The sequence below is a fragment of the Hydrogenophaga sp. H7 genome (assembly GCF_002025745.1).
Taxonomy (GTDB): domain Bacteria; phylum Pseudomonadota; class Gammaproteobacteria; order Burkholderiales; family Burkholderiaceae_C; genus Hydrogenophaga; species Hydrogenophaga pseudoflava.
Genome location: NZ_MCIC01000001.1, coordinates 559,964 through 585,834, shown reverse-complemented (window position 1 = coordinate 585,834; position 25,871 = coordinate 559,964). Strand labels below are relative to the sequence as shown.

The 25,871-nt window shown below is 68.7% G+C and carries 25 protein-coding genes and 1 tRNA gene; 16 read left to right on the top strand and 10 right to left on the bottom strand.

Annotated elements, in window-relative coordinates; all coding sequences use genetic code 11:
- Nucleotides 1–3: 3 nt before the first annotated feature.
- From BC358_RS02865 to BC358_RS02855, 3 genes are read left to right on the top strand one after another with little or no spacing between them, the layout of a single operon-like run.
- Nucleotides 4–960 (top strand): 2-hydroxyacid dehydrogenase, encoded by a 957-nt coding sequence (locus BC358_RS02865; RefSeq protein WP_079364569.1) that lies wholly within the window; start codon nt 4–6, stop codon nt 958–960.
- A gap of 31 nt (nt 961–991) precedes the next feature.
- Nucleotides 992–2,539, top strand: a complete 1,548-nt coding sequence (garD, locus tag BC358_RS02860) for a galactarate dehydratase (RefSeq protein WP_079364568.1) — start codon at nt 992–994, stop codon at nt 2,537–2,539.
- A gap of 23 nt (nt 2,540–2,562) precedes the next feature.
- Nucleotides 2,563–3,615, top strand: coding sequence for an aldose epimerase family protein (locus BC358_RS02855; protein WP_079364567.1), 1,053 nt, complete (start codon nt 2,563–2,565; stop codon nt 3,613–3,615).
- A 5-nt stretch (nt 3,616–3,620) separates the two neighbouring features.
- Here BC358_RS02855 and BC358_RS02850 read toward each other — a convergent pair whose 3' ends face one another.
- Together BC358_RS02850 and BC358_RS02845 are read right to left on the bottom strand one after the other, a co-directional pair.
- Nucleotides 3,621–4,658 carry a response regulator transcription factor gene (locus BC358_RS02850; RefSeq protein WP_079364566.1) on the bottom strand — a complete coding sequence of 346 codons (1,038 nt, stop codon included), beginning with the start codon at nt 4,656–4,658 and terminating at the stop codon, nt 3,621–3,623.
- The gene (locus BC358_RS02845) at nt 4,655–8,119 is read right to left on the bottom strand and encodes an ATP-binding protein (protein ID WP_079364763.1); all 3,465 of its coding nucleotides are present in this window, start codon (nt 8,117–8,119) and stop codon (nt 4,655–4,657) included. Before BC358_RS02845 ends, BC358_RS02850 begins: the two co-directional genes overlap by 4 nt.
- A 168-nt stretch (nt 8,120–8,287) precedes the next feature.
- On the opposite strand from BC358_RS02845, the gene BC358_RS02840 reads away from it, so the two are divergent.
- Genes BC358_RS02840 through BC358_RS02830 form a run of 3 tightly spaced genes read left to right on the top strand, consistent with a single transcriptional unit; the run spans nt 8,288 to nt 9,519 of the window.
- Nucleotides 8,288–8,590 (top strand): urease subunit gamma, encoded by a 303-nt coding sequence (locus BC358_RS02840; protein WP_066160574.1) that lies wholly within the window; start codon nt 8,288–8,290, stop codon nt 8,588–8,590.
- Between the two features lie 19 nt (nt 8,591–8,609).
- Nucleotides 8,610–9,200 carry a HupE/UreJ family protein gene (locus tag BC358_RS02835; protein ID WP_079364565.1) on the top strand — a complete coding sequence of 197 codons (591 nt, stop codon included), beginning with the start codon at nt 8,610–8,612 and terminating at the stop codon, nt 9,198–9,200.
- A gap of 10 nt (nt 9,201–9,210) precedes the next feature.
- A complete protein-coding gene (locus tag BC358_RS02830) occupies nt 9,211–9,519 on the top strand; it encodes an urease subunit beta (RefSeq protein WP_079364564.1) in 309 nt (102 codons plus the stop codon).
- Nucleotides 9,520–9,522: 3 nt separating this feature from the next.
- On the opposite strand, the gene BC358_RS02825 is transcribed toward BC358_RS02830, so the two are convergent.
- Complete coding sequence (locus tag BC358_RS02825) at nt 9,523–10,515, bottom strand: hypothetical protein (RefSeq protein ID WP_206610751.1); 993 nt, start codon at nt 10,513–10,515, stop codon at nt 9,523–9,525.
- Nucleotides 10,516–10,869: 354 nt separating this feature from the next.
- On the opposite strand from BC358_RS02825, the gene ureC reads away from it, so the two are divergent.
- The 6 genes from ureC to BC358_RS02795 all read left to right on the top strand — a co-directional run bounded on the left by ureC (nt 10,870) and on the right by BC358_RS02795 (nt 16,537).
- Nucleotides 10,870–12,588, top strand: coding sequence for an urease subunit alpha (gene ureC / locus BC358_RS02820; RefSeq protein ID WP_079364562.1), 1,719 nt, complete (start codon nt 10,870–10,872; stop codon nt 12,586–12,588).
- Between the two features lie 20 nt (nt 12,589–12,608).
- Entirely contained in the window at nt 12,609–13,196 is a 588-nt protein-coding gene (gene ureE / locus BC358_RS02815) for an urease accessory protein UreE (protein ID WP_079364561.1), read from the top strand.
- On the top strand, nt 13,153–13,893 hold the full coding sequence (locus BC358_RS02810) for an urease accessory protein UreF (protein WP_373270129.1): 741 nt from the start codon (nt 13,153–13,155) through the stop codon (nt 13,891–13,893). Before ureE ends, BC358_RS02810 begins: the two co-directional genes overlap by 44 nt.
- A gap of 11 nt (nt 13,894–13,904) precedes the next feature.
- Entirely contained in the window at nt 13,905–14,573 is a 669-nt protein-coding gene (ureG, locus tag BC358_RS02805) for an urease accessory protein UreG (protein ID WP_066158501.1), read from the top strand.
- A 31-nt stretch (nt 14,574–14,604) separates the two neighbouring features.
- A tRNA-Ser gene (locus BC358_RS02800) sits at nt 14,605–14,692 on the top strand.
- Nucleotides 14,693–14,944: 252 nt separating this feature from the next.
- Nucleotides 14,945–16,537: a glycosyltransferase family 39 protein gene (locus tag BC358_RS02795; RefSeq protein WP_079364560.1), complete on the top strand. Its 1,593-nt coding sequence runs from the start codon at nt 14,945–14,947 to the stop codon at nt 16,535–16,537.
- A 7-nt stretch (nt 16,538–16,544) separates the two neighbouring features.
- Here the strand turns inward: BC358_RS02795 and hemW are convergent, their stop codons facing one another.
- From hemW to BC358_RS02770, 5 genes are read right to left on the bottom strand one after another with little or no spacing between them, the layout of a single operon-like run.
- Entirely contained in the window at nt 16,545–17,765 is a 1,221-nt protein-coding gene (gene hemW, locus BC358_RS02790; protein WP_079364559.1) for a radical SAM family heme chaperone HemW, read from the bottom strand.
- A complete protein-coding gene (rdgB, locus tag BC358_RS02785) occupies nt 17,762–18,370 on the bottom strand; it encodes an RdgB/HAM1 family non-canonical purine NTP pyrophosphatase (protein WP_079364558.1) in 609 nt (202 codons plus the stop codon). Before rdgB ends, hemW begins: the two co-directional genes overlap by 4 nt.
- Entirely contained in the window at nt 18,367–19,095 is a 729-nt protein-coding gene (gene rph / locus BC358_RS02780) for a ribonuclease PH (RefSeq protein ID WP_079364557.1), read from the bottom strand. The genes rdgB and rph overlap by 4 nt, the downstream gene beginning before the upstream one ends.
- Before the next feature lie 9 nt (nt 19,096–19,104).
- On the bottom strand, nt 19,105–20,004 hold the full coding sequence (locus BC358_RS02775; RefSeq protein ID WP_079364556.1) for a PP2C family serine/threonine-protein phosphatase: 900 nt from the start codon (nt 20,002–20,004) through the stop codon (nt 19,105–19,107).
- Nucleotides 20,001–21,008 carry a serine/threonine-protein kinase gene (locus BC358_RS02770; protein WP_066158518.1) on the bottom strand — a complete coding sequence of 336 codons (1,008 nt, stop codon included), beginning with the start codon at nt 21,006–21,008 and terminating at the stop codon, nt 20,001–20,003. The genes BC358_RS02775 and BC358_RS02770 overlap by 4 nt, the downstream gene beginning before the upstream one ends.
- Nucleotides 21,009–21,069: 61 nt before the next feature.
- On the opposite strand from BC358_RS02770, the gene BC358_RS02765 reads away from it, so the two are divergent.
- The 3 genes from BC358_RS02765 to rpoZ are packed head-to-tail and all read left to right on the top strand — an operon-like array spanning nt 21,070 to nt 22,844.
- Complete coding sequence (locus tag BC358_RS02765; RefSeq protein WP_079364555.1) at nt 21,070–21,987, top strand: YicC/YloC family endoribonuclease; 918 nt, start codon at nt 21,070–21,072, stop codon at nt 21,985–21,987.
- Between the two features lie 4 nt (nt 21,988–21,991).
- Entirely contained in the window at nt 21,992–22,612 is a 621-nt protein-coding gene (gene gmk, locus BC358_RS02760; protein WP_079364554.1) for a guanylate kinase, read from the top strand.
- A gap of 28 nt (nt 22,613–22,640) precedes the next feature.
- Nucleotides 22,641–22,844: a DNA-directed RNA polymerase subunit omega gene (gene rpoZ, locus BC358_RS02755; RefSeq protein WP_066158523.1), complete on the top strand. Its 204-nt coding sequence runs from the start codon at nt 22,641–22,643 to the stop codon at nt 22,842–22,844.
- Nucleotides 22,845–22,922: 78 nt separating this feature from the next.
- Here rpoZ and nadA read toward each other — a convergent pair whose 3' ends face one another.
- Both nadA and nadC read right to left on the bottom strand, forming a co-directional pair.
- A complete protein-coding gene (gene nadA / locus BC358_RS02750; protein WP_079364761.1) occupies nt 22,923–24,026 on the bottom strand; it encodes a quinolinate synthase NadA in 1,104 nt (367 codons plus the stop codon).
- 8 nt (nt 24,027–24,034) lie between these two features.
- On the bottom strand, nt 24,035–24,898 hold the full coding sequence (gene nadC, locus BC358_RS02745; RefSeq protein WP_079364553.1) for a carboxylating nicotinate-nucleotide diphosphorylase: 864 nt from the start codon (nt 24,896–24,898) through the stop codon (nt 24,035–24,037).
- An 81-nt stretch (nt 24,899–24,979) separates the two neighbouring features.
- Here nadC and panB point away from each other — a divergent pair, with 81 nt between their 5' ends.
- Nucleotides 24,980–25,870: a 3-methyl-2-oxobutanoate hydroxymethyltransferase gene (gene panB, locus BC358_RS02740; RefSeq protein ID WP_079364552.1), complete on the top strand. Its 891-nt coding sequence runs from the start codon at nt 24,980–24,982 to the stop codon at nt 25,868–25,870.
- Nucleotide 25,871 lies beyond the last annotated feature (1 nt).

Below are 25,871 nucleotides of genomic sequence, written 5' to 3'. Positions count from 1 at the left end.
CGCATGACCGCTGCCGCCCCCCGTTCCACCGTCCTGCAGGTCGGCCCGCTGATGCCGGCGCTGGAAGCCCGCCTGCGCGAACAACACACCGTGTTGAGCGCACAGGCCACCACCGCCGACGCGCCGCTGGCCGACCGCGCCGACGCCGCGCGCGTGGCGGCGGTCGTGACCTCGGCCCCGGTGGGGGTGCCGGCGGCCTGGCTGGCGCAGCTGCCCGCGCTCAAGGTGGTGTCGTCCTTCGGCGTCGGCCTGGACCGGCTGCCGCTGGACGCCGCGCGTGCGGCGGGCCTGCCGGTGGGCTACACGCCCGACGTGCTGAACGACTGCGTGGCCGACCTGGCCATGGGCCTGCTGATCGACGGCGCGCGCCGCATCGCCGCGGCCGACCGCTTCGTGCGGCGCGGCGACTGGCTGCAGGGCCGCTACCCCATGACCACGCGCGTCAGCGGCAAGCGCCTGGGCATCGTGGGCCTGGGCCGCATCGGCCAGGCCGTGGCGCGGCGCGCGGCCGGTTTCGACATGGACATCGCCTACTGCAACCGCGGCCCGGCCGAAGGCGTCGCCTGGCGCTACGAACCCTCCCTGATGGCGCTGGCGCAGTGGGCCGACTTCCTGGTGCTCACCGTGGCCGCCAGCCCGGCCACGCACCACCTGGTCAACGCCGAGGTGCTGCGCGCGCTGGGGCCGAAGGGCCTGCTGGTCAACGTGGCGCGCGGCAGCGTGGTGGACGAAGCCGCCCTGATTGCCAGCCTGCAGAGCGGCGAACTGGGCGGTGCGGCGCTGGACGTGTTCGACGACGAGCCCCGCGTGCCCGCTGCCCTGCTGGCGATGGAGCAGGTGGTGCTGGCGCCACACATGGCCAGCGGCACCCACGACACCCGCCAGGCCATGGCCGACCTCACCCTGGCCAACCTGCGCGCCGGCCTGGCCGGTGAACCCCTGCCCGACCGCGCGGCCTGACCCTTTTCCGCCTCCGACCCGCCTGCCGACCATGAACGCACCCGTGACCCCGCGCACCATCCGCATCCACACCGACGACAACGTGGCCGTGGTCGTCAACGACGGCGGCCTGCCCGCCGGCACCGCCCTGCCCGATGGCCCGACGCTCGTGCAGGCCGTGCCGCAGGGCCACAAGGTCGCGCTGGCCGACCTGCCCGCCGGCACCGCCGTGCGCCGCTACAACGTGGTCATCGGCCACACCGCGGTCGACATTCCCGCGGGCGGCTGGGTCAACGAGCAGCGGCTGGTGATGCCTGGCGCGCGCAGCTTCGACGACCTGCCCGCGCCGCAGCCGCCGGCCGAGCTGCCACCACTGGAAGGCCACAGCTTCCAGGGCTACCGCAACGCCGACGGCAGCGTGGGCACGCGCAACCTGCTGGCCGTGACGACCACGGTGCAGTGCGTGGCCGGGGTGCTGGAATTCGCGGTCGAGCGCATCAAGAAGGACCTGCTGCCCAAGTACCCCAACGTGGACGGCGTGGTGGGCCTGACACACAGCTACGGCTGTGGCGTGGCCATCGACGCGCCCGACGCCATCATCCCCATCCGCACGGTGCGCAACCTGGCGATGAACCCCAACTTCGGCGGCGAGGTGATGGTGCTCAGCCTGGGCTGCGAGAAGCTGCAGCCCGAGCGGCTGCTGCCGCCGGGCTCGATCCCGATCAGCGACGAGCGCCAGGGGCCTGACGTGGTCTGCCTTCAAGATGAAAAGCACGTCGGCTTCATGTCGATGATCGACAGCATCCTCACGCAGGCCAAGACCCATCTGGAGCGCCTGAACGCGCGCCAGCGCACCACCTGCCCGGTGAGCGAGCTGGTGGTGGGCGTGCAGTGCGGCGGCAGCGACGCCTTCTCCGGCATCACGGCCAACCCGGCGGTGGGCTTTGCCACCGACCTGCTGGTGCGCGCCGGCGCCACGGTGATGTTCAGCGAGAACACCGAGGTGCGCGACGCGGTGGACCAGCTCACGCGCCGCGCCGCGACGCAGGACGTGGCGGACGCCATCGTGCGCGAACTCGGCTGGTACGACGCCTACCTGGCGCGCGGCCAGGCCGACCGCAGCGCCAACACCACACCCGGCAACAAGAAGGGCGGGCTGTCCAACATCGTCGAGAAGGCCATGGGCTCCATCGTCAAGAGCGGCAACGGCCCGATCCACGGCGTGATCGCACCCGGCGAGAAGGTCAGGAAGAAGGGCCTGATCTTCGCCGCCACGCCGGCCAGCGACTTCATCTGCGGCACGCTGCAGCTGGCCGCCGGCATGAACCTGCACGTCTTCACCACCGGCCGCGGCACGCCCTACGGCCTGGCCGAGTGCCCGGTGATCAAGGTGGCCACGCGCAACGACCTGGCGCGCCGCTGGCACGACCTGATGGACATCAACGCCGGCCGCATCGCCAGCGGCGAAGCCACGATTGAAGAGCTGGGCTGGGAGCTGTTCCACCGCATGCTGGCCGTGGCCAGCGGCGAGAAGACCTGGGCCGAAAAGTGGGGCCTGAACAACGACCTGGTGCTGTTCAATCCGGCGCCGGTGACCTGAGCCAGACGAGCGCTGCCGACCGCATGAAGCACCCGCGACTCGACCCCGCCCGGTTCTTTGGCGAAGTCGGCGGCGAGCCGGTCGCCCTGTTCCGCCTGCGCCACGCCAGCGGCATGGAGGTGGCCGTCTGCAACCTCGGCGCCAAGGTGCTGCAGATCCTCGTGCCCGACCGCGACGGCGTGCGGGGCGACGTGGCCCTGGGCTACGACAGCCTGGCCGCGCTGCAGGCCGGCGCACCCTCCATGGGCGCCTTCATTGGCCGCGTCGCCGGCCGCATTGCTCAGGCGCGCTACACGCTGGACGGCGCGGCCTATGCGCTGGACGCCAACGCCGGCCCGCATTGCATCCACGGCGGCCCGCGCGGCTCGCGCCACCGCGTGTTCTCGGCCCACCAGGACGCGCCCGATGCACTCACGCTGCGCCTGCGCTTCGAGCCCTCGGTGGACCGGCACCCCGGCATCGTCGACCTCACGCTGAGCTACCGCCTCACCGACGGCCCCACCCTGGTGGTGGAGCACGAGGCGGTGGCGGTCTGCCCCGCCAGCCCGGCCTCGCCCGCCAGCTTCACGCCGCACATCTTCTTCAACCTCGACGGACCGGGCGAGCACCTCGTCGACGAGCACCGCCTGCAGGTGTTCGCCGACCGGCTGCTGGCCGCCGATGCGGACAACGTCGCCACGGGCGAACGCATGCTGCTGGACGGCCACGCGCTGGACCTGCGCCAGCCGCGACGGCTGTGCGACCTGCCCGACATCGACCTCGCCTACCAACTGGCCGGCCCACCGGACGGCGGCCTGCGGCACGTGGCCCAGGCCCACAGCCCGGCCTCGGGCCGCACGCTCGATGTGTGGACCACCGAACCGGTGATGCAGGTCTACACCGCGGGGGCGCTGGGCACGGGCGCCACGCCGGACATCGGCAAAGACGGCGTGGTGCACCGGCCGCGCGCGGGCCTGTGCCTGGAACCGCAGCAGTACCCCAACGCGGTGAACTGCCCGTCGTTCCCGCTCATGCGTGTGGCGGTGGGCCAGCCCTACCGGGCCCGCACCGAATACCGCTTCGGCACCCGCGACTGAACGGCTCAGCCGCCGCGTGGCTGGAGCAAAGGCACGCGGTTGATGGCCATGGCTGCGGCCGCGGTGCGCGTCTCCACCCCCAGCTTGGCGTGGATGCGTTCCAGGTGCTTCTTCACCGTCGCGGGGCTCGACCCGAGGATGTCGCCGATGTCGCGGTTGATCTTGCCCTTGACCACCCAGTACAGCACCTCGGCCTCGCGCGCGGTCAGGCCGAAGGCCTGGGCCAGCGCTTCGAGCACGGCGGCGTCCGAGGTCTCCTGCATCACGATCAGCCAGTCGCCCGGCTCCCCCTGGGCCTCGTCCTCGTCGCCGATCTGCTGGTGCAGGCGGAAGCTCAGGCGGCGCGGCCCCTGGTCGATGGTCAGGCGCGGCGGTTCGCGCAGCGGCTGGCCCGCCGCGGGCGGCGCCGCGAACTCCGGCAGCAGTCGCTCCAGCCACTGCAGCACCGGCGCAGGTGTCACCGGCGCCTCGGTGCCGAAGTAGCGCTGCAGCAGGTCGCGCGCCAGCGGCGTCTGCCACATCAGGCGGCCGTCGCGCGCGCGCACGGTGATGGTGGCGTAGCCGAAGGCGTCCAGCGCGTTGCGCGCCTGGCTGCGCTCCACCGCGCCCTGGCGGCTCTGGCGCGACTGCCGCAGGTGCACGCCCATGCGCGCCATCACCTCGCGCGGCTTGATCGGCTTGGTGACGTAGTCCACGCCGCCGGCCTCCAGCGCCGCCACCAGATGCTCGGTCTCGGTCAGGCCGGTCATGAACAGGATGGGGATGTGCGCCGTCGCCGGGTCGGCCTTGAGGCAGCGCGCCACCTCGAAGCCGTCCAGGCCAGGCATCACCGCGTCCAGCAGCACCACGTCGGGCAGGGCCTGGCGCGCACGGCGGATCGCGGCCTCGCCGTCCAGCGCCACCAGCACGGTGTAGCCCGCGTCGTCCAGCGCGTCGTGCAGCGGCGCCACGTTGTCGGGCACGTCGTCGACGATCAGCACCACCGCGCCGGGTTCGGCGGCCAGCGGGGCGTCGGGGGAGGGGTGGTCGGGCGAGCGGATCATGCGGTGCGGTCGGAGGAAGCCTGGCCCGCGCCCAGCGGCAGCAGGCGCTGTTCGATGGCCTCGAAGCGGAACTCGCGCGCCAGGGCGCGCAGCGCGTCGGCAAACGCCAGTTGGTCGGGGTGGTTGGCCACCCAGTCGTCGAGCCAGCGCATCACACCCTTGGCGTAGCCCAGGCGCACCAGCTCCAGCAGCGGCGAGAAGTCGTGTGCGGCGGGTGGCGGCGCCACGGCGGCCGGCGTGGTCGCTGCGGTGGCGGCCTCGGCGGCCACCGGCGCGTGCACCCAGCGCAGACCGAGCTGCTGCTGCAGCCAGCCCGTGAGGTCGTCGCGCCGCACCGGCTTGACGAAGAAGGCCTGGTCGGCCGGGCGACCGTCGGCGGCGTCGGCCTGCAGGCCCTTGTCGAAGGCGTTGGCCGACACCACCGCCATCGGTACCGACGACCAGCCCGCGGCGCGCAGCCGGCGCAGCGTTTCCCAGCCGTCGATGCCGGGCATGGCCAGGTCCATGAAGACCGCGTGCGGCGCCCGCTCGCCGCCCGGCGCCACGCCTTCGAGCAGGGCCAGCGCGTCGTGGCCGCTGGTGGCCATCAGCACCTCGAAGCCCAGCGGCTGCAGCCAGCGCGCGATCAGCTCGCGGTCGCTCTCTTCGTTGTCCACCACCAGCACGCGCCGGCGCGGGCCCTCGTAACCGGTCACCGGCGCCGCCACCGCGGCCGGGCGCGTGGCCGCGCCGTGCAGCGCCGGCAGGAACAGGCGCACGCTGAACACCGTGCCCTGGCCCGGCGCACTGCGCACCGTCATCTCGCCGCCCATCAGGTCGGTCAGCATCTTGGCAATCGTCAGGCCCAGACCGGTGCCGCCGCCCGCCGCCGCCGAGCCGCCCTCGGCCTGCTGCCCGCGCGCGAAGGGCTCGAACACGCGGTCCAGTTCGGCGGTGGTCATGCCCGGCCCGGTGTCGCTGACCTCGAACACCGCCATCTCGCGCGCATGGCTGACTTTCAGCCGCACCTCGCCCGCGCGCGTGAACTTCACCGCGTTGCCCAGCAGGTTGATGAGGATCTGGCGCAGCCGCTTCTCGTCGGCGCGCACCGCCTCGGGCAGGCGGGGCCCTGGCTCGAACACGAAGCGCAGGCCCTTGGCCGCGGCCTGCAGCTCAAACATGCTGGCCACCTCGCGCACGGTGTCGGCGAAGGCCATCGGCTTCACGTCGAGCTGGAGCTTGCCGGACTCGATGCGCGCGATGTCCAGCGTGCCCTCGATCAGCGAGAGCAGGTGTTCGCCACCGCGGTAGATCACGCGGATCGCCTGCGCGCGGTGCGGCGCCAGCTCGCGGTCTTCCTGCAGCAGCTGGGCGTAGCCCAGGATGCTGTTGAGCGGCGTGCGCAGCTCGTGGCTGATGGTGCTGATGTAGCGGCTCTTGGCCTGGTTGGCCTGATCGGCGATTTCGCGCGCGCGCTGCAGCTGCTCGTCGGTGCGGCGGTGCGATTCGATCTCCTGCATCAGCAGCCGCGTCTGGCGGTTGGACTCCTCCTGCGCCACCTCGCGGCTCTTGTGCGCCAGCACCAGCCACCAGGCCACCGTGGCCGCGATCAGCAGCAGCACCGCGTAGACGCGCAGAAAGCCCGAGCGCAGCGCCGCGTCGAGCAGGCCCACGTCGCCGACCGCGGCGACGCCCTGTCCCAGCCCCTCGACCTGCTGGCGGTAGAGCAGCCCGAGCACCGCCGCCAGCACCGGTGCGATCACCAGCATCAGCAACAGGTAATGGGCCAGCCCCGCCTCCAGGTAGGGCCAGACCCGCTGAGGCAGCACCGTGCGCAGCGCCGACTGCCACTGCACCGACAGCCGCGCCTGCGGCTTGCACAGGTCGCCGCAGCGCGCGTCCAGCGTGCAGCAGAGCGAGCAGATCGGCCCCTGGTAGGCGGGGCAGTGGGCCATGTCGGGGCCTTCGTAGTCGCGTTCACAGATCACACACTTGTGTGTACCCCCCGCGCCGCCTGCGGCGTCACCCCCCTGGAAGGGGGGCCACACCAGCGGCCCGGCGGAGCCGGTTCCGCGGTGTGTGCTGGACTGAGCAGCTCTGGCGATGTAGTAACGGCCCTTGGTCGCCCACGCGATCAGCGGCGAAGTGATCAGCGCCGTCACCATCGCGATCACGGCCGAGAAGGCCTGGGCGCCTGCGCCCATCAGGCCCATGTGCGCCGTGATCGACAGCACCGAGGCCAGGCCCATCGCGCCCACGCCGACCGGGTTGATGTCGTACAGGTGCGCGCGTTTGAACTCGATGCCCCTGGGGCTCCAGCCCAGTGGCTTGTTGATCACCAGGTCGGCCACCACCGCCATGATCCAGGCGATGGCGATGTTGCTGTAGAGACCGAGCACCTCGCCCAGCGCACGGAACACCTCCATCTCCATCAGCATGAAGGCGATCAGGGTGTTGAACACCACCCAGACCACGCGACCCGGGTGGCTGTGCGTCAGGCGCGAGAAGAAGTTGCTCCAGGCCAGCGAGCCGGCGTAGGCGTTGGTGACGTTGATCTTGAGCTGCGAGACCACGACGAACAGCGCCGTCGCCGCCACCGCCCAGCCGTAGTTGGGGAAGACGTATTCGTAGGCCGCCAGGTACATCTGGTTGGGGTCGACCGCGCGCTCGGTGGGCACCATGTGGCTGATGGCCAGGTAGGCCAGCAGCGCGCCGCCCAGCATCTTGAGCACGCCCAGCACCACCCAGCCCGGCCCGCCCGCCAGCACACCGGCCCACCAGCGCAGCGGCCGGCCCGCCTGCCGCGCGGGCATGAAGCGCAGGTAGTCGGCCTGCTCGCCCATCTGCGTGATGAGCGCGATGCCCACGGTCAATGCCGCACCAAACAGGTGCCAGTCAAATGCGATGCCCGCACCACTTTCGCCCCCGTAATGCACCACATTGGAAAACGCACCCGGATCGAGCGTCCAGACCGCCACGAAGGGCACGACCATCATCACCAGCCACAGCGGCTGGGTCCAGACCTGGAAGCGGCTGATGATGGACACGCCGTAGGTCACCAGGGGGATGACCACCAGGGCGCAGATCAGATAGCCCCAGGCCGGCGGGATGTCCAGCGCCAGGTCCAGGGCGTAGGCCATCACCGCCGCTTCGAGCGCGAAGAAGATGAAGGTGAAGCTGGCGTAGATCAGCGAGGTGATGGTGGAGCCGATGTAGCCAAAGCCGGCGCCGCGGGTGAGCAGGTCCATGTCGACGCCGTAGCGCGCGGCGTAGACGCTGATCGGCAGGCCGGCCAGAAAGATGATGAGGCCGGTGGCGAGGATGGCCCAGAAGGCGTTGACGAAGCCGACCTGCACCAGCAGCGTAGCGCCCACCGCTTCGAGAATCAGGAAAGAGGCCGCGCCAAACGCCGTGTTCGCCACCCGCCATTCGCTCCACTGGCGGAAACGCTGCGGCGTGAAACGCAGCGCGTAGTCCTCCATGGTCTCGCGGCCGACCCAGCTGTTGTAGTCGCGGCGCACCTTGATGATGCGTTGGGGTGGGGCTGGATCGGGCAGGACGTTCACCTGCAGGATTTCGCAGCTTTCATGCCACCAGCCGCCAGGGCACGGGATTTGCTCAACCCGCTTTCAGATCATCCGAGACCCACCATGGAACTGACCCCGAGAGAGAAAGACAAGCTGCTGATCTTCACCGCCGCCCTGCTGGCCGAGCGGCGCAAGGCGCGCGGCCTCAAGCTCAACTACCCGGAAGCCGTGGCCCTGATCAGCGCCGCCGTGATGGAAGGCGCCCGCGACGGCAAGTCCGTGGCCCAGCTGATGAGCGAAGGCCGCACCGTGCTCACGCGCGACGACGTGATGGAGGGCGTGCCCGAGATGATTCCCGACATCCAGGTCGAAGCCACCTTCCCGGACGGCACGAAACTGGTGACCGTTCACACTCCGATACCTTGACTCCACCGCAGAGGCACCCATGAAACGGCTCCCCAAATCCCTGTTCACCGCCGCACTGGCCACCACCGCCCTCGCCGCCCAGGCCCACACCGGCCACGGCACCCACAGCCTGATGGAAGGCCTGGTCCACCCCTTCGGCCTGGACCACCTGCTGGCCATGGTGGCCGTGGGCGTGTGGTCGGTCTCGGCCCTGCCGGCGGGCAAGGCCTGGCAAGGCCCCGCGACCTTCCTGCTGGCGCTGGTGCTCAGCGCCTTGGCCGGCACCATGGGCCTGACCCTGCCCTATCTGGAACAGGGCGTCGCGCTGTCGGTGGTGCTGTTCGGGCTGATGCTGGCCATCGCCACCCGGCCCCTGCCGCCGGCCCTGTGCCTGGGGCTGATCGCCATGGCGTCCGCGCTGCACGGCCTCGCCCACGGCTCGGAAACCCCCGCCACCGGCTTCGCCGGCTACGCCGCCGGCTTCCTGCTGACCACCGCCGCCCTGCACATCGGCGGCGTGGGTGTGGGCCTGGCCATCCGGCGCCTGCTCAGCGAACGCCGGGGCATGGCCCTGGGGGGGCTGGGCGCTGCGCTCGGCGGCGCTGGCCTGTACCTGTTTGCCCAACTCTGAGCACCGCGCCATGACCCCCGGCGAATACCTGATCGACGAGGGCGAACACGCCCTCAACCCCGGCCGCGCCACGCTGACCCTGGTGGTGCAGAACACCGCCAACCGCCCGGTGCAGGTCGGTTCGCACTACCACTTTGCCGAGACCAACGCGGCCCTGTCCTTCGACCGCGCCGCCGCGCAAGGCAAGCGCCTGAACATCGCCAGCGGCACCGCGGTGCGCTTCGAGCCCGGCCAGCAGCGCACGGTGGAGCTTGTGGACTTCGCGGGCGACCGAGTCGTGTACGGCTTCCGCGGTCTGACCCAGGGCCCCCTGGCCTGAGCCTCAGTGCGAAATGGTGGTGTTCGTCACCACCGGCTGGCCGGGCGCGGCCAGCACAAAGAAGCCCGGCAGCCCGGCGGTGCCGAAGCGTGTGGCCGGGTTGCGCACGAACACCGAGTTGGACAGCGTCATGAGGCCGCTGCGGTCGTTGCTCACATAGAACACCGCGCTGCCGCCCTCGACACCATAGTTGTCGCTGACCATGCTGCCGTAGACAGACAGCGTGAAGCTGTTGCCGTCGTTGTAGATGGCGCCGCCGCTGCCGCCGCCGGGGGTGCCTGCCCGGGCCGGGTTGGCGCCGTTGCCCACCGCCGAGTTGTGCGTGAGCAGGCTGTTGTAGACGCTGTAGGACACGCCGATGCTGCTGAGCGCCCCGCCGTTGGAGCAGCTGTTGCCCAGACCCAGCCCACCGCCGAAGGTGCTGCCCACCACATACACCGGCCGGTTCTGGTAGATGCTGAGCACCCGCACGGCGCCGCCGCCCATGTCGGGGCCGGTGGTCTCGCAGCGGTTGCGGGTGAAGACACTGTTGACGATCTTGAACTGCCCGCCGCGCACGAAGATCGCGCCACCGCCGCCCCCATCGGTGAGCTGGCCTGTGGAGTTGCCCTGCGTGAAGCCGATGTTCTGCACCGTCAGGCGGGGCGTCTCCTGGTTGTTGCAGTGCGAGGTGGTCCAGACCTGGGCCGGGTCGCAGGTGTTCTGGTAGAGGATGCGCACGCGGTCACCGCCGCTGAGCGTCACCAGACCGCCGCCGTCGAGCGTGACGTCGGGCCGGTTGTTGAAGACCTTGGCCGTGCTCGGCAGGGTGATGGTGACCGGGTTCGGCCCGCAGTTGAACCGGATCTTGCCGCCCAGGGCCACCGCATCCACCACCGCCTGCCCGGTGCAGCTGGCGGGCGTTCCGCTGCCGATCACGTGATCGGGCTGGCTGGTGTTGACCGGCTGTCCCGCCGCAGGCACCGCCACCCGGCCGCCCGGTGTTCCGGCCTGCACAGGCGCGCCAGTGGTCGCATCTCCACCGCCATCTCCTTCCCCGTCAGCGCCGCCCCCGCCACCACCACCGCATGCGGCAAGCAATACAGGCAGCGCCAGGGCGGCGGCCACAAAGGAAGCTGGAGCAGAAGTTCTCATCGGCAACCCGAAACGGAAAAAAGAGGGGAGAGGTGGGACCCGCCCCGCTGACGGACGCCCTGGCACGGTTCATGCACCGACCGGTGCACAGACGACTGTAAGCACCAGAAGCCTTCAGAGACAAGCAGACAAACGAAAAGACTGTGTGCGGTCGTTACTCGGCCGCGCTACCGCCACACCCCCGCTCCCACTCCAGCGAACCAAGCCCAAAAGATCATGGCCAGCATTCCCAAACGCGCCTATGCCGACATGTTCGGCCCCACCGTCGGCGACCGTGTGCGCCTGGCCGACACCGGCCTGCTGATCGAGGTCGAGAAGGACTTCACACTGGCCGCGGGCGGCTATGGCGAAGAGGTCAAGTTCGGTGGCGGCAAGACCATCCGCGACGGGATGGCGCAATCACAGAGAACACGAGCCGAAGGTGCCGTGGACACCGTCCTCACCAACGCGCTCCTCGTCGACCACTGGGGCATCGTCAAGGCCGACATCGGCCTTAAGGACGGCCGCATCGTGGCCATCGGCAAGGCCGGCAACCCGGACACCCAACCGGGCGTGGACATCGTCATCGGCGCGGGCACCGAGATCATCAGCTGCGAGGGAAACATCGTCACCGCCGGCGGCATCGACAGCCACATCCACTTCATCTGCCCGCAGCAGGTGGACGAGGCCCTGGCCTCGGGCGTGACCACCATGCTCGGCGGCGGCACCGGCCCGGCCACCGGCACCTTTGCCACCACCTGCACACCCGGCCCCTGGCACATCGAGCGCATGCTGCAGGCCGCCGATGGCCTGCCCATGAACATCGGCTTCCTGGGCAAGGGCAACGCCAGCCAGCCGGCGCCGCTGCGCGAGCAGATCGAGGCCGGCGTGATCGGCCTGAAGCTGCACGAAGACTGGGGCACCACGCCGAGTGCCATCAGCAACTGCCTGGACGTGGCCGAGGAGACCGACACCCAGGTCGCCATCCACTCCGACACGCTCAACGAATCGGGCTTTGTCGAAGACACCATCGCGGCGACCAAGGGCCGCACGCTGTGCGCCTTCCACACCGAAGGCGCGGGTGGCGGCCATGCGCCCGACATCATCCGCGTGGTCGGTGAGGCGAACTTCCTGCCCTCGTCCACCAACCCGACCATGCCCTATACCGTCAACACGCTCGACGAACACGTCGACATGCTGATGGTCTGCCACCACCTGGACGCGTCGATTCCGGAAGACCTGGCCTTCGCCGAAAGCCGCATCCGCCGCGAGACGATTGCGGCCGAGGACATCCTGCACGACCTCGGCGCGATCAGCATCATGAGCAGCGACAGCCAGGCCATGGGGCGCGTGGGCGAGGTGGTGATCCGCACCTGGCAGACGGCGGACAAGATGAAAGCGCAGCGCGGCTCGCTGCCCGAGGACAGCTCGCGCAACGACAACTTCCGCGTCAAACGCTACATCGCCAAGTACACGATCAACCCGGCCATCGCACACGGCATGTCGCACATCGTGGGTTCGCTCGAAGTCGGCAAATGGGCCGACCTGGTGATCTGGAAACCGGCCTTCTTCGGCGTCAAGCCGGCCCTGGTCCTCAAGGGTGGCAGCATTGCGCTGGCCGCCATGGGCGACCCCAACGCCTCCATCCCGACGCCGCAACCGGTGCACTACCGGCCGCAGTTCGGCGCTTTCGGCAGTGCGCTGGCCAGAGGCAGCTTCAGCTTCGTGTCTCAAGCGGCGCAGGCCGCAGGCGTGGCGCAGCGATACGGCCTGGCCAAGACCACGGTGGCGGTGCAGCACTGCCGCGGCGTCACCAAGGCCAGCATGGTGCACAACAGCTACCTGCCGAAGATGGAGATCGACCCGCAGCGCTACACCGTGCGCGCCGACGGCGTGCTGCTGACCTGCGAGCCCGCCAGCAAACTTCCCATGGCCCAGCGATACTTCCTGTTTTGATAGCAAAACAGGGAAGTTCCATGCTCCAAGTCTCCAAACTCGTCCCACAGGGCAAGGGCCTGGCGCCGGTGCTGGTGCGCCGCGCCGCCACCGTCACGCTCGACTGGGATGTGCGCCAGAAAAGCCGCTTCGACGCCGAGTCCTCGGACGGCCGCCGCGTCGGCGTGTTCCTGCCGCGCGGCACCGTGGTGCGTGGCTGTGACGTGCTGATCACGCAGGACGGTACGCTGCTGCGCGTGATCGCCGCGCCGCAGCCGGTGCTCAGGATCACCGCCTGCACCGACCACCAACACGGTCACGACCACGACCCCGCCTTCGACCTCATGCGCGCGGCCTACCACCTGGGCAACCGCCATGTGCCCATCGAGCTGCGGCCCGACCACCTGAAGATCGAGCCCGACCACGTGCTGGCCGACATGCTGCGCGCCATGCATCTGAACGTGGCCGAGGTGCGCGAGCCCTTCGAACCCGAGGGCGGTGCTTACGCCGCGGGCCATGGACACGGCCATCACCACGGTGGTGACCACGGCCACAGCCATGACCACGATCACCATGGGCACGACCATGGTCACGGTCACCACCCCGCGCATGCCCACGACCACGGCTGACGCCCCGGCCAGCGTGGCGGCGGGCCTGCTGCACACGCTCTGGCTCGCCTCGCCGGCCCTGCCGGTCGGCGGCTTCTCGTATTCCGAAGGGCTGGAGGCGGCGGTGGACGCCGGGCTCGTGCACGACGAGGCCAGCGCCGCCGGCTGGCTCACCGACCAGCTGCAGCTCTCGCTCGCGCGCAGCGACCTGGCGGTGGTGGCGCAGGCCATTCCCGCCTGGCAGGCCGATGACCTGGCCCGCATCCGTGCTCTCAATGAATGGGTGCTCAGCACCCGCGAGACCCAGGAGTTCCGCCTGCAGACCGAACAGATGGGGCGCTCGCTGCAGGCCTGGGCGCAGTCGCTCGGTGCGCTCGGCGGCGATGTGCTGCAGCGCCTGCAGGCCGCCGACCTGCAACCACCCACCTACCCGGTCGCCATGGCCTGCGCCGCCGCGGCCTCGGGCGCCGCCCTGGCCGACAGCCTGGCCGGCTTCGCCTTCGGCTGGGCCGAGAACATGGTGCAGGCCGCGATCAAGTCGGTGCCGCTGGGCCAGAGTGCGGGCCAGCGCATGCTGGCGCGACTGGTGGCGGACATACCCGCCGCCGTGGCCCACGCGATGTCGATGGGAGACGACGACCGGCAGGCCTTCACGCCCCTGCTCGCCATCCTGAGCGCCCGCCACGAAACCCAGTACTCACGGCTTTTCCGTTCCTGAAGACGCACACGATGACCGCCCTGCACCACATCCCCCACCGCACCAAGACCCTGCCCCCGCTGCGCGTGGGCATCGGCGGCCCCGTCGGCTCCGGCAAGACCACGCTGCTCGAAATGCTGTGCAAGACCATGCGCGAGCGCTACGACCTGGTCGCCATCACCAACGACATCTACACCAAGGAAGACCAGCGCCTGCTGACCGTCAGCGGCGCGCTGCCGGCCGAACGCATCATGGGCGTGGAGACCGGCGGCTGCCCGCACACCGCCATCCGCGAGGACTGTTCGATCAACCTCGAAGCCATCGACCGCATGCTCGGCGAGTTCCCGGACGCCGACATCGTGTTCGTGGAGTCCGGCGGCGACAACCTGGCCGCCACCTTCAGCCCCGAACTGAGCGACCTGACCATCTACGTGATCGACGTGGCCGCGGGCGAGAAGATCCCGCGCAAGGGCGGCCCCGGCATCACCAAGAGCGACCTGTTCGTCATCAACAAGACCGACCTGGCCCCGCACGTCGGTGCCGACCTGGAGGTGATGAAGCAGGACACCGCGCGCATGCGGCCGGACACGGCGCGCAAGCCCTGGGTGATGACCAACCTCAAGACCCTGGACGGCGTGCAGGATGTGGTGCGCTTCATCGAACAGCGCGGCATGCTGGCCCCGGCCGGCACCACGGACTGAGCACGCCGGCGGCTACAATGCCGCCCACTCCGGAGACGTGGGAGAGTGGTTTAATCCAGCGGTCTTGAAAACCGCCGACCCGCAAGGGTCCGTGAGTTCGAATCTCACCGTCTCCGCCAGGACATCAAGAAAGACGGGCCCTCGCGGCCCGTTTTCACTTTCTACCCATCACCCCACCCATCCCCGGTGGTGGCATCTTGTCACCACCGCCGACAGCGAAATGGCCCGCCGCCCCAGATTCAGGTTTTCCTTAAGAAAATCAAGGATCTCTTAAGTTCGCGTGCGTATAGTGCCGCCTCTGCGGAGCATGCCGTCGCCGCCACCGGCGCGGCGGGCATCGGCCCCGACACCAGACGAATCGGGGGAGATCCATGGCCACCACCGCACCAGCGACCACACACCGTTTGCCCGCCGTGCGGGACCTGCTGCGTTCGAACGGCCTGTGGCTCTGGCTGATCGTTGCCGCGGGCAGCACCCTGCGCCTGCAGCAGTTCATCTTCAACCGCTCCTTCTGGCACGACGAAACCCTGCTGGCGACGGCGTTCGTTGACCGGGGTTTTGCGCAACTGGTCTTTGAACCGCTGGCCAACAACCAGGCGGCCCCGGTGGGGTATCTGGTGCTGGTGAAACTGGTCACCGTCCTGCTGGGCACCCACGAATGGACGCTGCGCCTGGTGTCGCTGCTCAGTGGCCTGGCCACCCTGCCGCTGGCGCTGGCCGTGGCCCGGCTGAGCTTCTCTTCCTTTGTGGCCCGCGCCACGCTGGTGGGGCTGGTGGCGGTCTCGCCGGTGCTGGTGTACTACAGCACCGAGTTCAAGCAGTACCAGGGCGACGTGCTCGGCACCCTGCTCATCCTGTGGCTGACGCTGCGGTTCAGGCCCGACCACTGCCGCGAGGATGCGTTCTGGCTCGCGCTGGCGGGCGCGATCGGCATCTGGTGCTCCCACGCCATCGACTTCGTGCTCGCCGGCAGCGGGCTCGCGCTCTGGCTGGAGATGGCGCGGCGCCGGGATCTCAGGGCCTGGCTCGCGGTGAATGCCGTTGGCCTGGTCTGGCTGACCAGCTTCGTGGCCGACTACCTCGTGGCCCTCCGGTCGGTGCCGCACAACGCCTACCTCGCCGGCTTCTGGGCCACCAGCTTCGCCCCCATTCCCCCCACCACGCTGGCCGACCTCCACTGGTTCCGGGAAGCGGCCCTGGGCCTGGTGTACCTGGGCTTCCTGCAGATGGGCACGGCGTTCCGCGAGGTGCTGCCCGGCTGGTTCAGCGGTCCGGTGCACGAGCTGCTGGCCCTGACCGTGCTGGGCAGCGTGGCGCTGGCGTTCCAGCGGGTGCGGGCCGCCGCCATGGGCGCCGTCACGCTGATGGCGGTGCTGGGAGCCTCCGCGCTCCACCAGTACCCGTTCCGCGCCCGCCTGATCCTGTTTCTGGTGCCGTTCGTGTTCCTCGCTCTGGCGGCCCTGGTGCAGCAGCTGCACGAGCTGCCCCTTCGGCGGGCAGCCCCCTGGCTGGCGGCGGGCCTGGCCGCTGGCGTCTTGTGGATGCCCCTGCGTCTGAGCCTGCACTTCGTCCGGCACCCCCACAACTACCAGGACATCCGGGGCGCCTTGCAGTTCATCGCCGACCACCGCCAGCCCGGTGACCACGCCATGCTCGGCAGTTGGACCTACCCCGCCTACAGCTTCTACGCCCCCCGCACGGGGCTGGCCGACCTGCCCCGGTTCGTCTACCAGCCCACCATCAACGAGATCCACAACATCCGCTCCACGGTACGGCGCATCTGCCAGGACCCCGCCTCGGGCCGGACCTGGGTGCTGGCCACCAACCAGATCGTCGCGAACAACCAGGCATTCCTGGACGCGCTCAACAGCCTGTCCCCGCCCCTGCAAACCTACCCGTTGGAGGGGGGGGCCTTGTTCCTGCACGACTTCCGGCCCACCGGGTACTGCCAGCGCTACCGCTGAACCTGCGTCAGCCGGGCAGGAACAGCGACTGCAGGTCGCTCAGGAAATCGAAACCGCGTGTGGTGGGCGCCACCCACACACCGTCCTGCGCCAGCCAGCCCTTGGCCAGACCTTCGCGCAGCGCGCCATCGATGGCGGACAGCGGCAGACCGGTTCGGGCGCTGAAGTCCGTCAGGCTGAAGCCCTCGCGCAGTCGCAGCGCGTTGAGCATGTACTCGAACGGCAGGTCGCGCCGCGCGACCTCCTCCACGCCCACCACCGCGTCGCCCGCCATGGCCTTGTCCATGTACAGCCGCGGCTCGCGCGCCCGCACCTGTCGCACCACCCGGTGCGCGAAACTCAGCTTGCTGTGGGCACCCGCGCCGATGCCCAGGTAGTCGCCGAACTGCCAGTAGTTCTGGTTGTGCCGGCAGCGGTGGCCGCGCCGCGCATAGGCCGACACCTCGTAGCGATCCAGTCCCTCCGCGGTCGTCAGCTCGGTGATGCGGTCGAGCATCGCGTAGGCGTCGTCGTCCTCGGGCACCACCGGCGGGAATTTGGCGAACACCGTGTTGGGCTCGATGGTCAGGTGGTAGATCGAGATGTGCGGCGGGTTGAAGCCGAGCGCGGTGCGGATGTCTGTCTCGCACTGCGACAGGGTCTGGCCGGGCAGCGCGTACATGATGTCCAGGTTGAAGGTCTCGAACGCGCCCGCCGCCTCATCCACCGCCGCCAGCGCCTGCGCCCGGTCGTGCACACGGCCCAGGGCCTTCAGATGCGCGTCGTGGAAGCTCTGCACACCGATCGACAGGCGCGTCACGCCCGCCTGGCGGAAGGCCTTGAAGCGGTCTTTCTCGAAGGTGCCCGGGTTGGCTTCGAGCGTGATCTCGGCATCGGCGTCCAGCCGCGTCAGCGCCCGCACGTCGCCCAGCAGGCGGTCGATCGCCTCGGGCGAGAACAGGCTGGGTGTGCCACCACCGATGAACACGCTGTGGATGGGACGCCCCCAGATCAGCGGCAGTGCGGCCTCCAGGTCGGCCCGCAGCGCATCCAGGTACGGCTGCTCGGGCAGCGCCTGGCCCGGTGCCGAGGTCGCGCTCCATTCGTGCGAGTTGAAGTCGCAGTACGGGCACTTCTTCAGGCACCAGGGCAGGTGGATGTAGAGCGAGAGCGGCGGCAGCCCCTGCAGTTGCAGCGTGCCGGGGCGCATCCAGTGGCGGATGTCGCTCCAGTGCGGGGTCTCGTTCATGCTTGCGGGAACCAGCGCTCGCGCATCAGCGCCAGCATCTGTTGCGCGGCTTTTCCACGGTGGCTGTTGGCGTTCTTCACCTCGGCGGGCAGCTGGGCAAAGGTCTTGCCGAACGGGGGCAGCAGCAATACGGGGTCGAAGCCGAAGCCCTGGTCGCCGATGGGCTCCTGCGTGATCAGTCCCGCCGCACGGCCCGTGGCCACCAGCGGCTCCGGGTCGTCGGCGCTGCGCAGCGCCACCAGCGTGCTCACCAGCGCGGCGCGGCGGTCGGTGATGCCCCGCATCTGCTCCAGCAGCGCCCGCACGTTGTTGTCGTCGCCCTTCTCGTAACCGAACTGCGTGGCGTAGAAGGCCGTGTCCACGCCCGGCAGGCCGCCAAAGGCCTCGACGCACAGGCCCGCGTCGTCGGCCAGGGCCGGCAGGCCGCTCACCTGCGACGCGTGGCGCGCCTTGGCCAGCGCGTTCTCGATGAAGGTCCTGTGCGGCTCGGGCGCCTCGGGAATGCCCAGATCGGCCTGGCGCACCAGTTCCACGCCCAGCGGCGCGAACAGGGCCTGCAGCTCGGCCAGCTTGCCCTTGTTGTTGGAGGCGAGGACCAGTCTCATTCGCCGAGCGACTTCTTCTGCGCCACGATCAGCTCACCGATGCCCTTGTCGGCCAGCGCCAGCAGCGCGTCCATTTCCTTGCGTGTGAAGGCAGCGCCTTCGGCCGTGCCCTGCACCTCCACGTAGTGGCCGGCACCGGTCATCACCACGTTCATGTCGGTGTCGCAGGCCGAGTCTTCGACGTACTCCAGGTCCAGCAGCGGCTGGCCGTCCAGGATGCCGACCGAAATCGCAGCCACGTGGTCCTTGATCGGCGAAGCACCCAGCTTGCCTTCGGCGATCAGCTTGTTGACCGCATCCTGGGCCGCGACAAACGCACCGGTGATGCTCGCGGTGCGTGTGCCGCCATCGGCCTGCAGCACGTCGCAGTCCAGCGAGATCGTGCGCTCGCCCAGGGCCTTGAGGTCGAACACCGCACGCAGCGAGCGACCGATCAGGCGCTGGATCTCCTGCGTGCGCCCGCTCTGCTTGCCCTTGGCGGCCTCACGGCTGCTGCGGGTGTGGGTGGCGCGCGGCAGCATGCCGTACTCGGCCGTCACCCAGCCCTCGCCGCTGCCCTTCTTGTGCGGTGGCACCTTCTCCTCCACCGACGCGGTGCACAGCACCTTGGTGTGGCCGAATTCGATCAGCACCGAGCCTTCGGCATGCATGGTGTAGCCGCGGGTGATGCGCACCGGGCGCAACGAATCGTTGGCCCGCTGACCGGGCCGGCTGGAAATGCTCATGGGAAAACCTCAGGAATTGCGTTCGGCGGTGCGCCGGATCGCTTCATTGATCTCGGCAATCGAACGCTCGATCGCCTCGTCGTCCATGTCCTCGATCGTGGGATCGGGCACACCGGACTGGATGGTGGACGCAAAGACACCCTCTTCGATCTCTTCGGTGGAAATGCGCGTGGTCTGGTACTCGTCCGGCGTCTCCCACTCCATCGCCAGCACCGTCACGTTGTCGCAGCGCGGGCCGCCGCGCTTGAGCGCCATCTCGACCAGCTCGGGCACCGCCTGCTCCAGCGGCTGCGACGCCATTTCGGAGGCGATCTCGAAGTCCTTGACCGTGCCCCAGAGCCCGTCGGAGCACAGCAGCACGCGGTCGCCCTGCTGCAGTTGCACCGGCCCGGAGAGATCGAACACCGGCTTGGCCGGCGACCCCAGACAGGTGAACAGGATGTTGCGGTTGATGTGCGAAGTGGCACGCCCCAGGTGCGCCTGCTGCTCCATATAGGAGTGGTCGCGCGTACGTGTGAGCAACTCGCCGTTGCGGATCAGGTAGAGACGCGAGTCGCCGCAGTGCACCCAGTGCATGGAGCCGCGCTCCATCACCGCCGCCACCAGCGTGGTGCGCGGCGTGTCCAGCATGCCTTTTTCGGCGGCGTAGCGGATGATCTGGTGGTGCGCCGCCATCAGTGCGCTGGAGAGAAACTCTGGCACTTCCTTGACCGTCGGGTTGGCGGCCTTCTGGAAGTAGGCCGACAGCGTCTGCAGAGCCAGCTGGGCGGCCATGGCGCCTTCAGGATGCCCACCCATGCCGTCGGCCAGCACGAACAGGCCGGACTCACGCGTGTAGGCGTAGCCCATCCGGTCTTCGTTGCGCTCCCGACCGCCCTGACGGCTGATCTGGTAGACCGAGAACTTCATTTGAACTTGGTTCCGCCAGCGGTGGTCTTGCGGGTCGACTTCTTGTTGTCCGAGACAATGTTGTCGAACTGCAGGCGCATCTTCTCTGCCACCGTCAGCTTGGTGTAGCTGCGTTCGGTCTCACGGCTGAGCTCCTTCTGCAGGGCGAACACCGATTGCGGGCGGGACAGCGGATCGAGCGACATGCACCATTCGACCACCTCGATCAGGTTGTCGGAGTACACACCGCGCAGACGGGACAACGCCAGCGACAGGCGGTCTTTCTCCAGCCGCTGCGGCGCGTCGTTGGGCGGATAGCCCTGCATGCTGGCATAGATGCAGGCGCCGATGGCGTAGATGTCGGTCCACGGCCCCATGCTCGAATCGCGGCGGTACATCTCGGGCGCGGCAAAGCCGGGCGTGTACATCGGGCGGATGAAGTTGCCTTCCTTGCTCAGCACCTCGCGCGCGGCGCCGAAATCGATCAGCACCGCCCGGTTGTCGTCGGTGATGAATATGTTGGCCGGCTTGATGTCCAGGTGCAGCATCTTGTGCTGGTGCACGATCCGCAGGCCGCGCAGCACCTCGTCGTAGAGCGAACGGATGGTGGACTCGCGGAACACCTTCTGCTTTTTCAGCTCGCGTGCGGTGATGATGAACTCCTGCAGGGACGAGCCCTCCAGGTAGTTCATGACCATGTACACGGTCTCGTTCTCGCGGAAGAAATTCAGCACGCTCACCACCGACTGGTGGGAGATCTGGGCCAGCGCGCGGCCTTCCTCGAAGAAGCTCTTGAGGCCCAGGCGGTACAGCGACAGCTTTTCGGGCTGGACCTGCGGCAACAGTTCGCCCGGAGCCCGGGAGGCCAGCGACGACGGCAGGTATTCCTTGACGGCCACCTGCTGACCTTCGGTGTCGACAGCCAGGTAAACGACGCCAAAACCGCCCGCAGCCAGCTTGCGAACGATCCGGTAACCACCGATCACCGTGTCCGGTGGCAAGGAAGCTGGTTTGACCTTTGACATAATTCGGGAGGAGTCCGGAACGCCTCGTTGTGGACCATTCAACCGGATCGGACCCAGTCTCATGGCAGTTTACAGCATGACCGGCTATGCCACGGCCCAGTACAACGGGCCTGCGGACGAGACCGGCCGGGAGGCCATGCCCGTGCTGGGCATGGAGATTCGATCGGTCAACAGCCGCTTCTTGGATCTGGCCTTCAAGATGTCCGACGAGCTGCGCGGCACTGAGCCCGCACTGCGGGAACTGCTCGGCGCACGCCTCAAACGCGGCAAGGTCGAGGTCCGCGCCTGGATCGAAGGTCGCACGGAAAGCGGGCTGCGCACCCCCTCACCCGCCGAGCTGCAGCGTCTGGTCGGTCTGCAGGACAGCATCGTCGCCTGGCACCCCAAAGCCACCCCGCTGTCGGTCGCCGAACTCATCCAGCTGACCTCCCGCCAGCAGGCACTGCCCAGCGGTCTGCACGACCACCTGCTCACCCTCGCCCAGACCGTGCTGGACAGCTTTGTGGGTGCGCGCGAACGCGAAGGCAAACGGCTGGCCGACATGCTGCTGGACCGCCTGAAGCAATTGCGCCAGCTCGCCCGCGAAGCCCAACCGCTGATCCCTGAACTGGTGGCCCAGCAGCGCCAGCGCTTCATCGACCGCTGGAACGAGGCGCTCGGTGCGGGCAACGCGGCCGGCACGCCAAACCTGTCCACCGACGCCGTGCAGGAGCGCGCCCTGGCCGAGGCCACCGCCTTCGCCATCCGAATCGACGTCGCCGAAGAACTGACCCGGCTGGACTCCCACCTGGTGGAGATCGAGCGGCTCATCAAGAAGGGCGGCGACGTGGGCAAACGCCTGGATTTCCTGATCCAGGAACTGCACCGCGAAGCCAACACCCTCGGCTCCAAGTCCTCCAGCCTCGAACTCACCCGCATTTCGGTGGACATGAAGGTGCTGATCGAACAAATGCGTGAACAGGTCCAGAACCTGGAATGAACTGATGCAATACCCGGGAAACCTGTTTGTCGTTGCGGCCCCCAGCGGGGCCGGCAAATCCAGCCTGGTCAAGGCCCTGATGGAACTGGACCAGCGCGTCTCGCCGTCCATTTCGCACACCACCCGGGCGCCACGTGGCCAGGAGGTGCATGGCCGGGAGTACTACTTCGTCAGCCACGAAACCTTCGACCAGATGGTCGCTCAGGATGCGTTCCTGGAGTGGGCGCATGTGCATGGCAATCGCTACGGCACCTCCAAGCACGCGATCGAGCAGCGCATGGCCCAGGGAGCCGACGTGGTGCTGGAGATCGACTTCCAGGGAGCCATCCAGGTCAAGCGCATCTTTCCGAACGCCGTGCTGGTCTTCATCCTGCCGCCCAGCTGGGAAGAACTGCGCTCGCGCCTGGAGCGGCGCGCCGAGGACAGTGCCGACGTGATCGAGGTGCGCCTCAAGAACGCCGCCCACGAGATGGCGCACGCCAAGGAATTCGATTTCGTTATAATCAACGAGTTGTTTGAGCGCGCCTTGTTCGACCTCAAGGCCATCGTCCACGCGCAGCGCCTGCGATTTACCGCCCAGCGCATCGCCCGCAGCGACACCTTCCAGGCGCTCAACATCTCCTGATACCCCGCTTTCCTACCGAGGCCCGCTCATGGCACGCATCACCGTCGAAGACTGTCTGGAAAAGATCCCCAACCGCTTTCAGCTGGTGCTGGCGGCCACCTACCGTGCCCGCATGCTCAGCCAGGGTCATGCACCGAAAATCGAAAGCAAGAACAAGCCGGGCGTGACCGCCCTGCGCGAGATCGCCGAAGGCAAGGTTGGCCTGGAGATGCTCAAGAAAGTGCCGACCTGATCAATCAAGATCGGATCTGCCCCACAGAAAAAGCCCGCTGATCAGCGGGCTTTTTCTTTGGCCTGGAGGGTCGCCCGATCAGGCCGCTCCGATGTTGGGAACCAGCGCACCCGCGTCCTCACCGGCCTTGTGCGCAGCCGTGAAGGCCAGCATGCGGTCGATGGGCAGGCGCGCGCGCGGGATCAGCGCCGGGTCGACGTGAATCTGGTTCTCACCCGTCTCCAGCACGCGGGCCACGCCCGCCAGGCCGTTCATGGCCATCCAGGGGCAGTGTGCGCAGCTCTTGCAGGTGGCGCTGTTGCCGGCCGTGGGCGCCTCGATGAAAACCTTGCCCGGGTTTTGCTGGCGCAGCATGTGCATCATGCCGTTGTCGGTGGCCACGATGAATTCCGGTGCGTCCATCTCGTGCGCCGCCTTCAGGATGCCGGAGGTCGAGCCCACCGCATCGGCGAGCTTCACCACCTCGGCCGGGCTTTCCGGGTGCACCAGCACCTTGGCCTTGGGGTGTTCCATCTTGAGCGCCTCCAGCTCGAAGGCCTTGAACTCATCGTGCACGATGCAGGAACCGGTCCACATCAGCATGTCAGCGCCGGTTTCGCGCTGGATGTAGCCGCCCAGGTGTTTGTCGGGCGCCCACAGGATCTTGTGGCCCTTGTCCTTGAGTGCGCGAACGATGTCCAGCGCGCAGCTGGAGGTGACCAGCCAGTCCGAGCGCGCCTTCACAGCGGCGCTGGTGTTGGCGTAGACCACCACCGTCCGGTCCGGATGCTGGTCGCAAAAGGCGCTGAACTCGTCGATCGGGCAGCCCAGATCGAGCGAGCAGTTGGCGTCCAGATCCGGCATCAGCACGGTCTTTTCGGGCGAGAGGATCTTGGCTGTCTCGCCCATGAAACGAACCCCCGACACGACCAGCGTCTGCGCCGCGTGGTCGCGGCCGAAACGCGCCATCTCCAGCGAGTCGCTGACGATCCCCCCGGTTTCGACGGCCAGATCCTGCAGGTCCGGGTGCACGTAGTAGTGCGAGACCATGACCGCATTGCGCTCCTTGAGCAGTCGGCGGATGCGCTCCTTGAGTTCGGTGCGCTGGCTGGCCGTGGGCTCGGCTGGCACCCGAGCCCAGGCGTGTTTCGTCGGACAGGCCGGCTGTTCGTACTCGACGTCGATGATGGCGTTGGCGGTCATGGTGGTGCTCACAGGGTTTCGAAGCGCATGGAGAAGTCGGTGGCCTTGACGTCCTTGGTCAGGGCCCCGATGGAGATGCGGTCCACACCGGTTTCCGCAAGGGCACGCACCGTGTCCAGGTTCACGCCGCCGGAAATTTCCAGGATCGCCCGGCCGGCGTTGCGGCGCACCGCCTCCTGCAGGGTCGGGATGTCCATGTTGTCCAGCAGCACCATGGTCGCGCCGCAGGCCAGGGCCTCATCCAGCTGCCCCAGCGTTTCGACCTCGATTTCGACGAAACGCGCCTGAGGGGCTGTTTCCTGCACCCGCTTGAGCACCGCGGCCACGCCGCCCGCCGCAGCGATGTGGTTTTCCTTGATCAGCACCGCGTCGTACAGGCCGATGCGGTGGTTCACGCCGCCGCCAGTCTTGACGGCGTACTTCTGCGCCAGGCGCAGGCCGGGGATGGTCTTGCGCGTGTCGACGATGGCCGCGCGCGTGCCCTTCACAGCGTCCACGAACACCGACGTCTTGGTCGCCACCCCGGACAGCAGTTGCAGGAAGTTGAGCGCGGTGCGTTCGGCAGTCAGCAGGGCCTGGGCGTTGCCCTCGATGTGCAGGACCACCTGGTCGGCGGCACAGCGCCCACCTTCCTCCACCTGCCAGCTCAGGCGCGCCGACGGATCGCAGGCCCGCACCGCCGCCTCTACCCAGGGGCGACCGCAGATCACCGCGGTTTCGCGGGCCAGGATGCGGGCCCGGGCCGGACGGCGGGCATCGACCAGCGCGGCGGTCAGGTCACCCGCGCCGACGTCCTCGACCAGCGCGCGCGCGACGTCGGCGCGCGCCAGTTCGGCCAGGTCCGAGACATCGAATTCAGAGAGGTGTTTCATGGGGCGGAGCATAACGGGAACGAATGGGCGGGATGGACTATAGTGCGCCCCAAATCGACCACCCGCCGAGGGGACATCACCATGAGCCAGACCGCCTCCCAAGCACCCGCCACCGGCACACCCTACGGCACCCTGCCCTCGGCGTCTCCGCTGCCGCAGCGCAAGCCGGTCAGCCTGCCCCGGCTGCAGGAAATGCGCGACCGCGGCGAAAAAATCACCATGCTCACCGCCTACGACGCCACCTTCGCGGCGGTGGCGGACGCCGCCGGTGTGGAGTGCATCCTGATCGGCGACTCACTGGGCATGGTCTGTCAGGGGCTGTCGAGCACCGCCGGCGTCACGCTGGAGACCATGGTCTACCACACCGAAAGCGTGGTGCGTGGCCTGCGCCGGGTGCAGGGCACCGCCTGGGTCATCGGCGATCTGCCGTTTGGCAGCTACCACGAGTCGAAGGAACAGGCCATGCGCAGCGCGGCGCAGCTGCTGCACGCGGGCGCCCACATGATCAAACTCGAAGGTGGTGGCTGGACCGCCGACACCGTCCGTTTTCTGGTCGAACGCGGCGTCCCGGTCTGCGCCCACCTGGGCCTGACGCCCCAGACCGTTCACTCGCTCGGCGGCTACCGCGTGCAAGGCCGCGACGAAGCCGCGGCGCGCACCCTGCGGACGCAAGCGCTGGAGCTGCAGGACGCCGGCGCCACCATGCTGGTGCTGGAGATGGTGCCGGCAGCCCTGTCCGCCGAGATCACGGCGGCGCTGCCCACCTGCCACACCATCGGCATCGGCGCCGGCAAAGGCACGGCTGGCCAGGTGCTGGTGATGCACGACATGCTGGGCATCAACCTGGGCAAGAACCCCAAATTCGTTCGCAACTTCATGGATGGCGCCGCCAGCGTGCGCGATGCCATGGCCGCCTATGTCGTCGCCGTGAAGGACGGCAGCTTCCCGGACGACAAGCTACACGCCTGGTGAA

Excerpts from the sequence above, each read along its gene's own strand:
- hemW (WP_079364559.1), bottom strand. The coding sequence starts at position 17,765 with ATGAACGAGACCCCGCACTGGAGCGACATCCGCCACTGGATGCGCCCC.
- rdgB (WP_079364558.1), bottom strand. The coding sequence starts at position 18,370 with ATGAGACTGGTCCTCGCCTCCAACAACAAGGGCAAGCTGGCCGAGCTG.
- BC358_RS02775 (WP_079364556.1), bottom strand. The coding sequence starts at position 20,004 with ATGAAGTTCTCGGTCTACCAGATCAGCCGTCAGGGCGGTCGGGAGCGC.
- nadC (WP_079364553.1), bottom strand. The coding sequence starts at position 24,898 with ATGAAACACCTCTCTGAATTCGATGTCTCGGACCTGGCCGAACTGGCG.
- BC358_RS02770 (WP_066158518.1), bottom strand. The coding sequence starts at position 21,008 with ATGTCAAAGGTCAAACCAGCTTCCTTGCCACCGGACACGGTGATCGGT.
- nadA (WP_079364761.1), bottom strand. The coding sequence starts at position 24,026 with ATGACCGCCAACGCCATCATCGACGTCGAGTACGAACAGCCGGCCTGT.
- BC358_RS02810 (WP_373270129.1), top strand. The coding sequence starts at position 13,153 with ATGGTCACGGTCACCACCCCGCGCATGCCCACGACCACGGCTGACGCC.
- BC358_RS02830 (WP_079364564.1), top strand. The coding sequence starts at position 9,211 with ATGACCCCCGGCGAATACCTGATCGACGAGGGCGAACACGCCCTCAAC.
- BC358_RS02850 (WP_079364566.1), bottom strand. The coding sequence starts at position 4,658 with ATGATCCGCTCGCCCGACCACCCCTCCCCCGACGCCCCGCTGGCCGCC.
- BC358_RS02845 (WP_079364763.1), bottom strand. The coding sequence starts at position 8,119 with ATGGAGGACTACGCGCTGCGTTTCACGCCGCAGCGTTTCCGCCAGTGG.
- BC358_RS02855 (WP_079364567.1), top strand. The coding sequence starts at position 2,563 with ATGAAGCACCCGCGACTCGACCCCGCCCGGTTCTTTGGCGAAGTCGGC.
- gmk (WP_079364554.1), top strand. The coding sequence starts at position 21,992 with ATGCAATACCCGGGAAACCTGTTTGTCGTTGCGGCCCCCAGCGGGGCC.
- rph (WP_079364557.1), bottom strand. The coding sequence starts at position 19,095 with ATGAGCATTTCCAGCCGGCCCGGTCAGCGGGCCAACGATTCGTTGCGC.
- panB (WP_079364552.1), top strand. The coding sequence starts at position 24,980 with ATGAGCCAGACCGCCTCCCAAGCACCCGCCACCGGCACACCCTACGGC.
- ureC (WP_079364562.1), top strand. The coding sequence starts at position 10,870 with ATGGCCAGCATTCCCAAACGCGCCTATGCCGACATGTTCGGCCCCACC.
- rpoZ (WP_066158523.1), top strand. The coding sequence starts at position 22,641 with ATGGCACGCATCACCGTCGAAGACTGTCTGGAAAAGATCCCCAACCGC.
- ureG (WP_066158501.1), top strand. The coding sequence starts at position 13,905 with ATGACCGCCCTGCACCACATCCCCCACCGCACCAAGACCCTGCCCCCG.
- BC358_RS02835 (WP_079364565.1), top strand. The coding sequence starts at position 8,610 with ATGAAACGGCTCCCCAAATCCCTGTTCACCGCCGCACTGGCCACCACC.
- BC358_RS02865 (WP_079364569.1), top strand. The coding sequence starts at position 4 with ATGACCGCTGCCGCCCCCCGTTCCACCGTCCTGCAGGTCGGCCCGCTG.
- BC358_RS02765 (WP_079364555.1), top strand. The coding sequence starts at position 21,070 with ATGGCAGTTTACAGCATGACCGGCTATGCCACGGCCCAGTACAACGGG.
- BC358_RS02795 (WP_079364560.1), top strand. The coding sequence starts at position 14,945 with ATGGCCACCACCGCACCAGCGACCACACACCGTTTGCCCGCCGTGCGG.
- garD (WP_079364568.1), top strand. The coding sequence starts at position 992 with ATGAACGCACCCGTGACCCCGCGCACCATCCGCATCCACACCGACGAC.
- BC358_RS02840 (WP_066160574.1), top strand. The coding sequence starts at position 8,288 with ATGGAACTGACCCCGAGAGAGAAAGACAAGCTGCTGATCTTCACCGCC.
- ureE (WP_079364561.1), top strand. The coding sequence starts at position 12,609 with ATGCTCCAAGTCTCCAAACTCGTCCCACAGGGCAAGGGCCTGGCGCCG.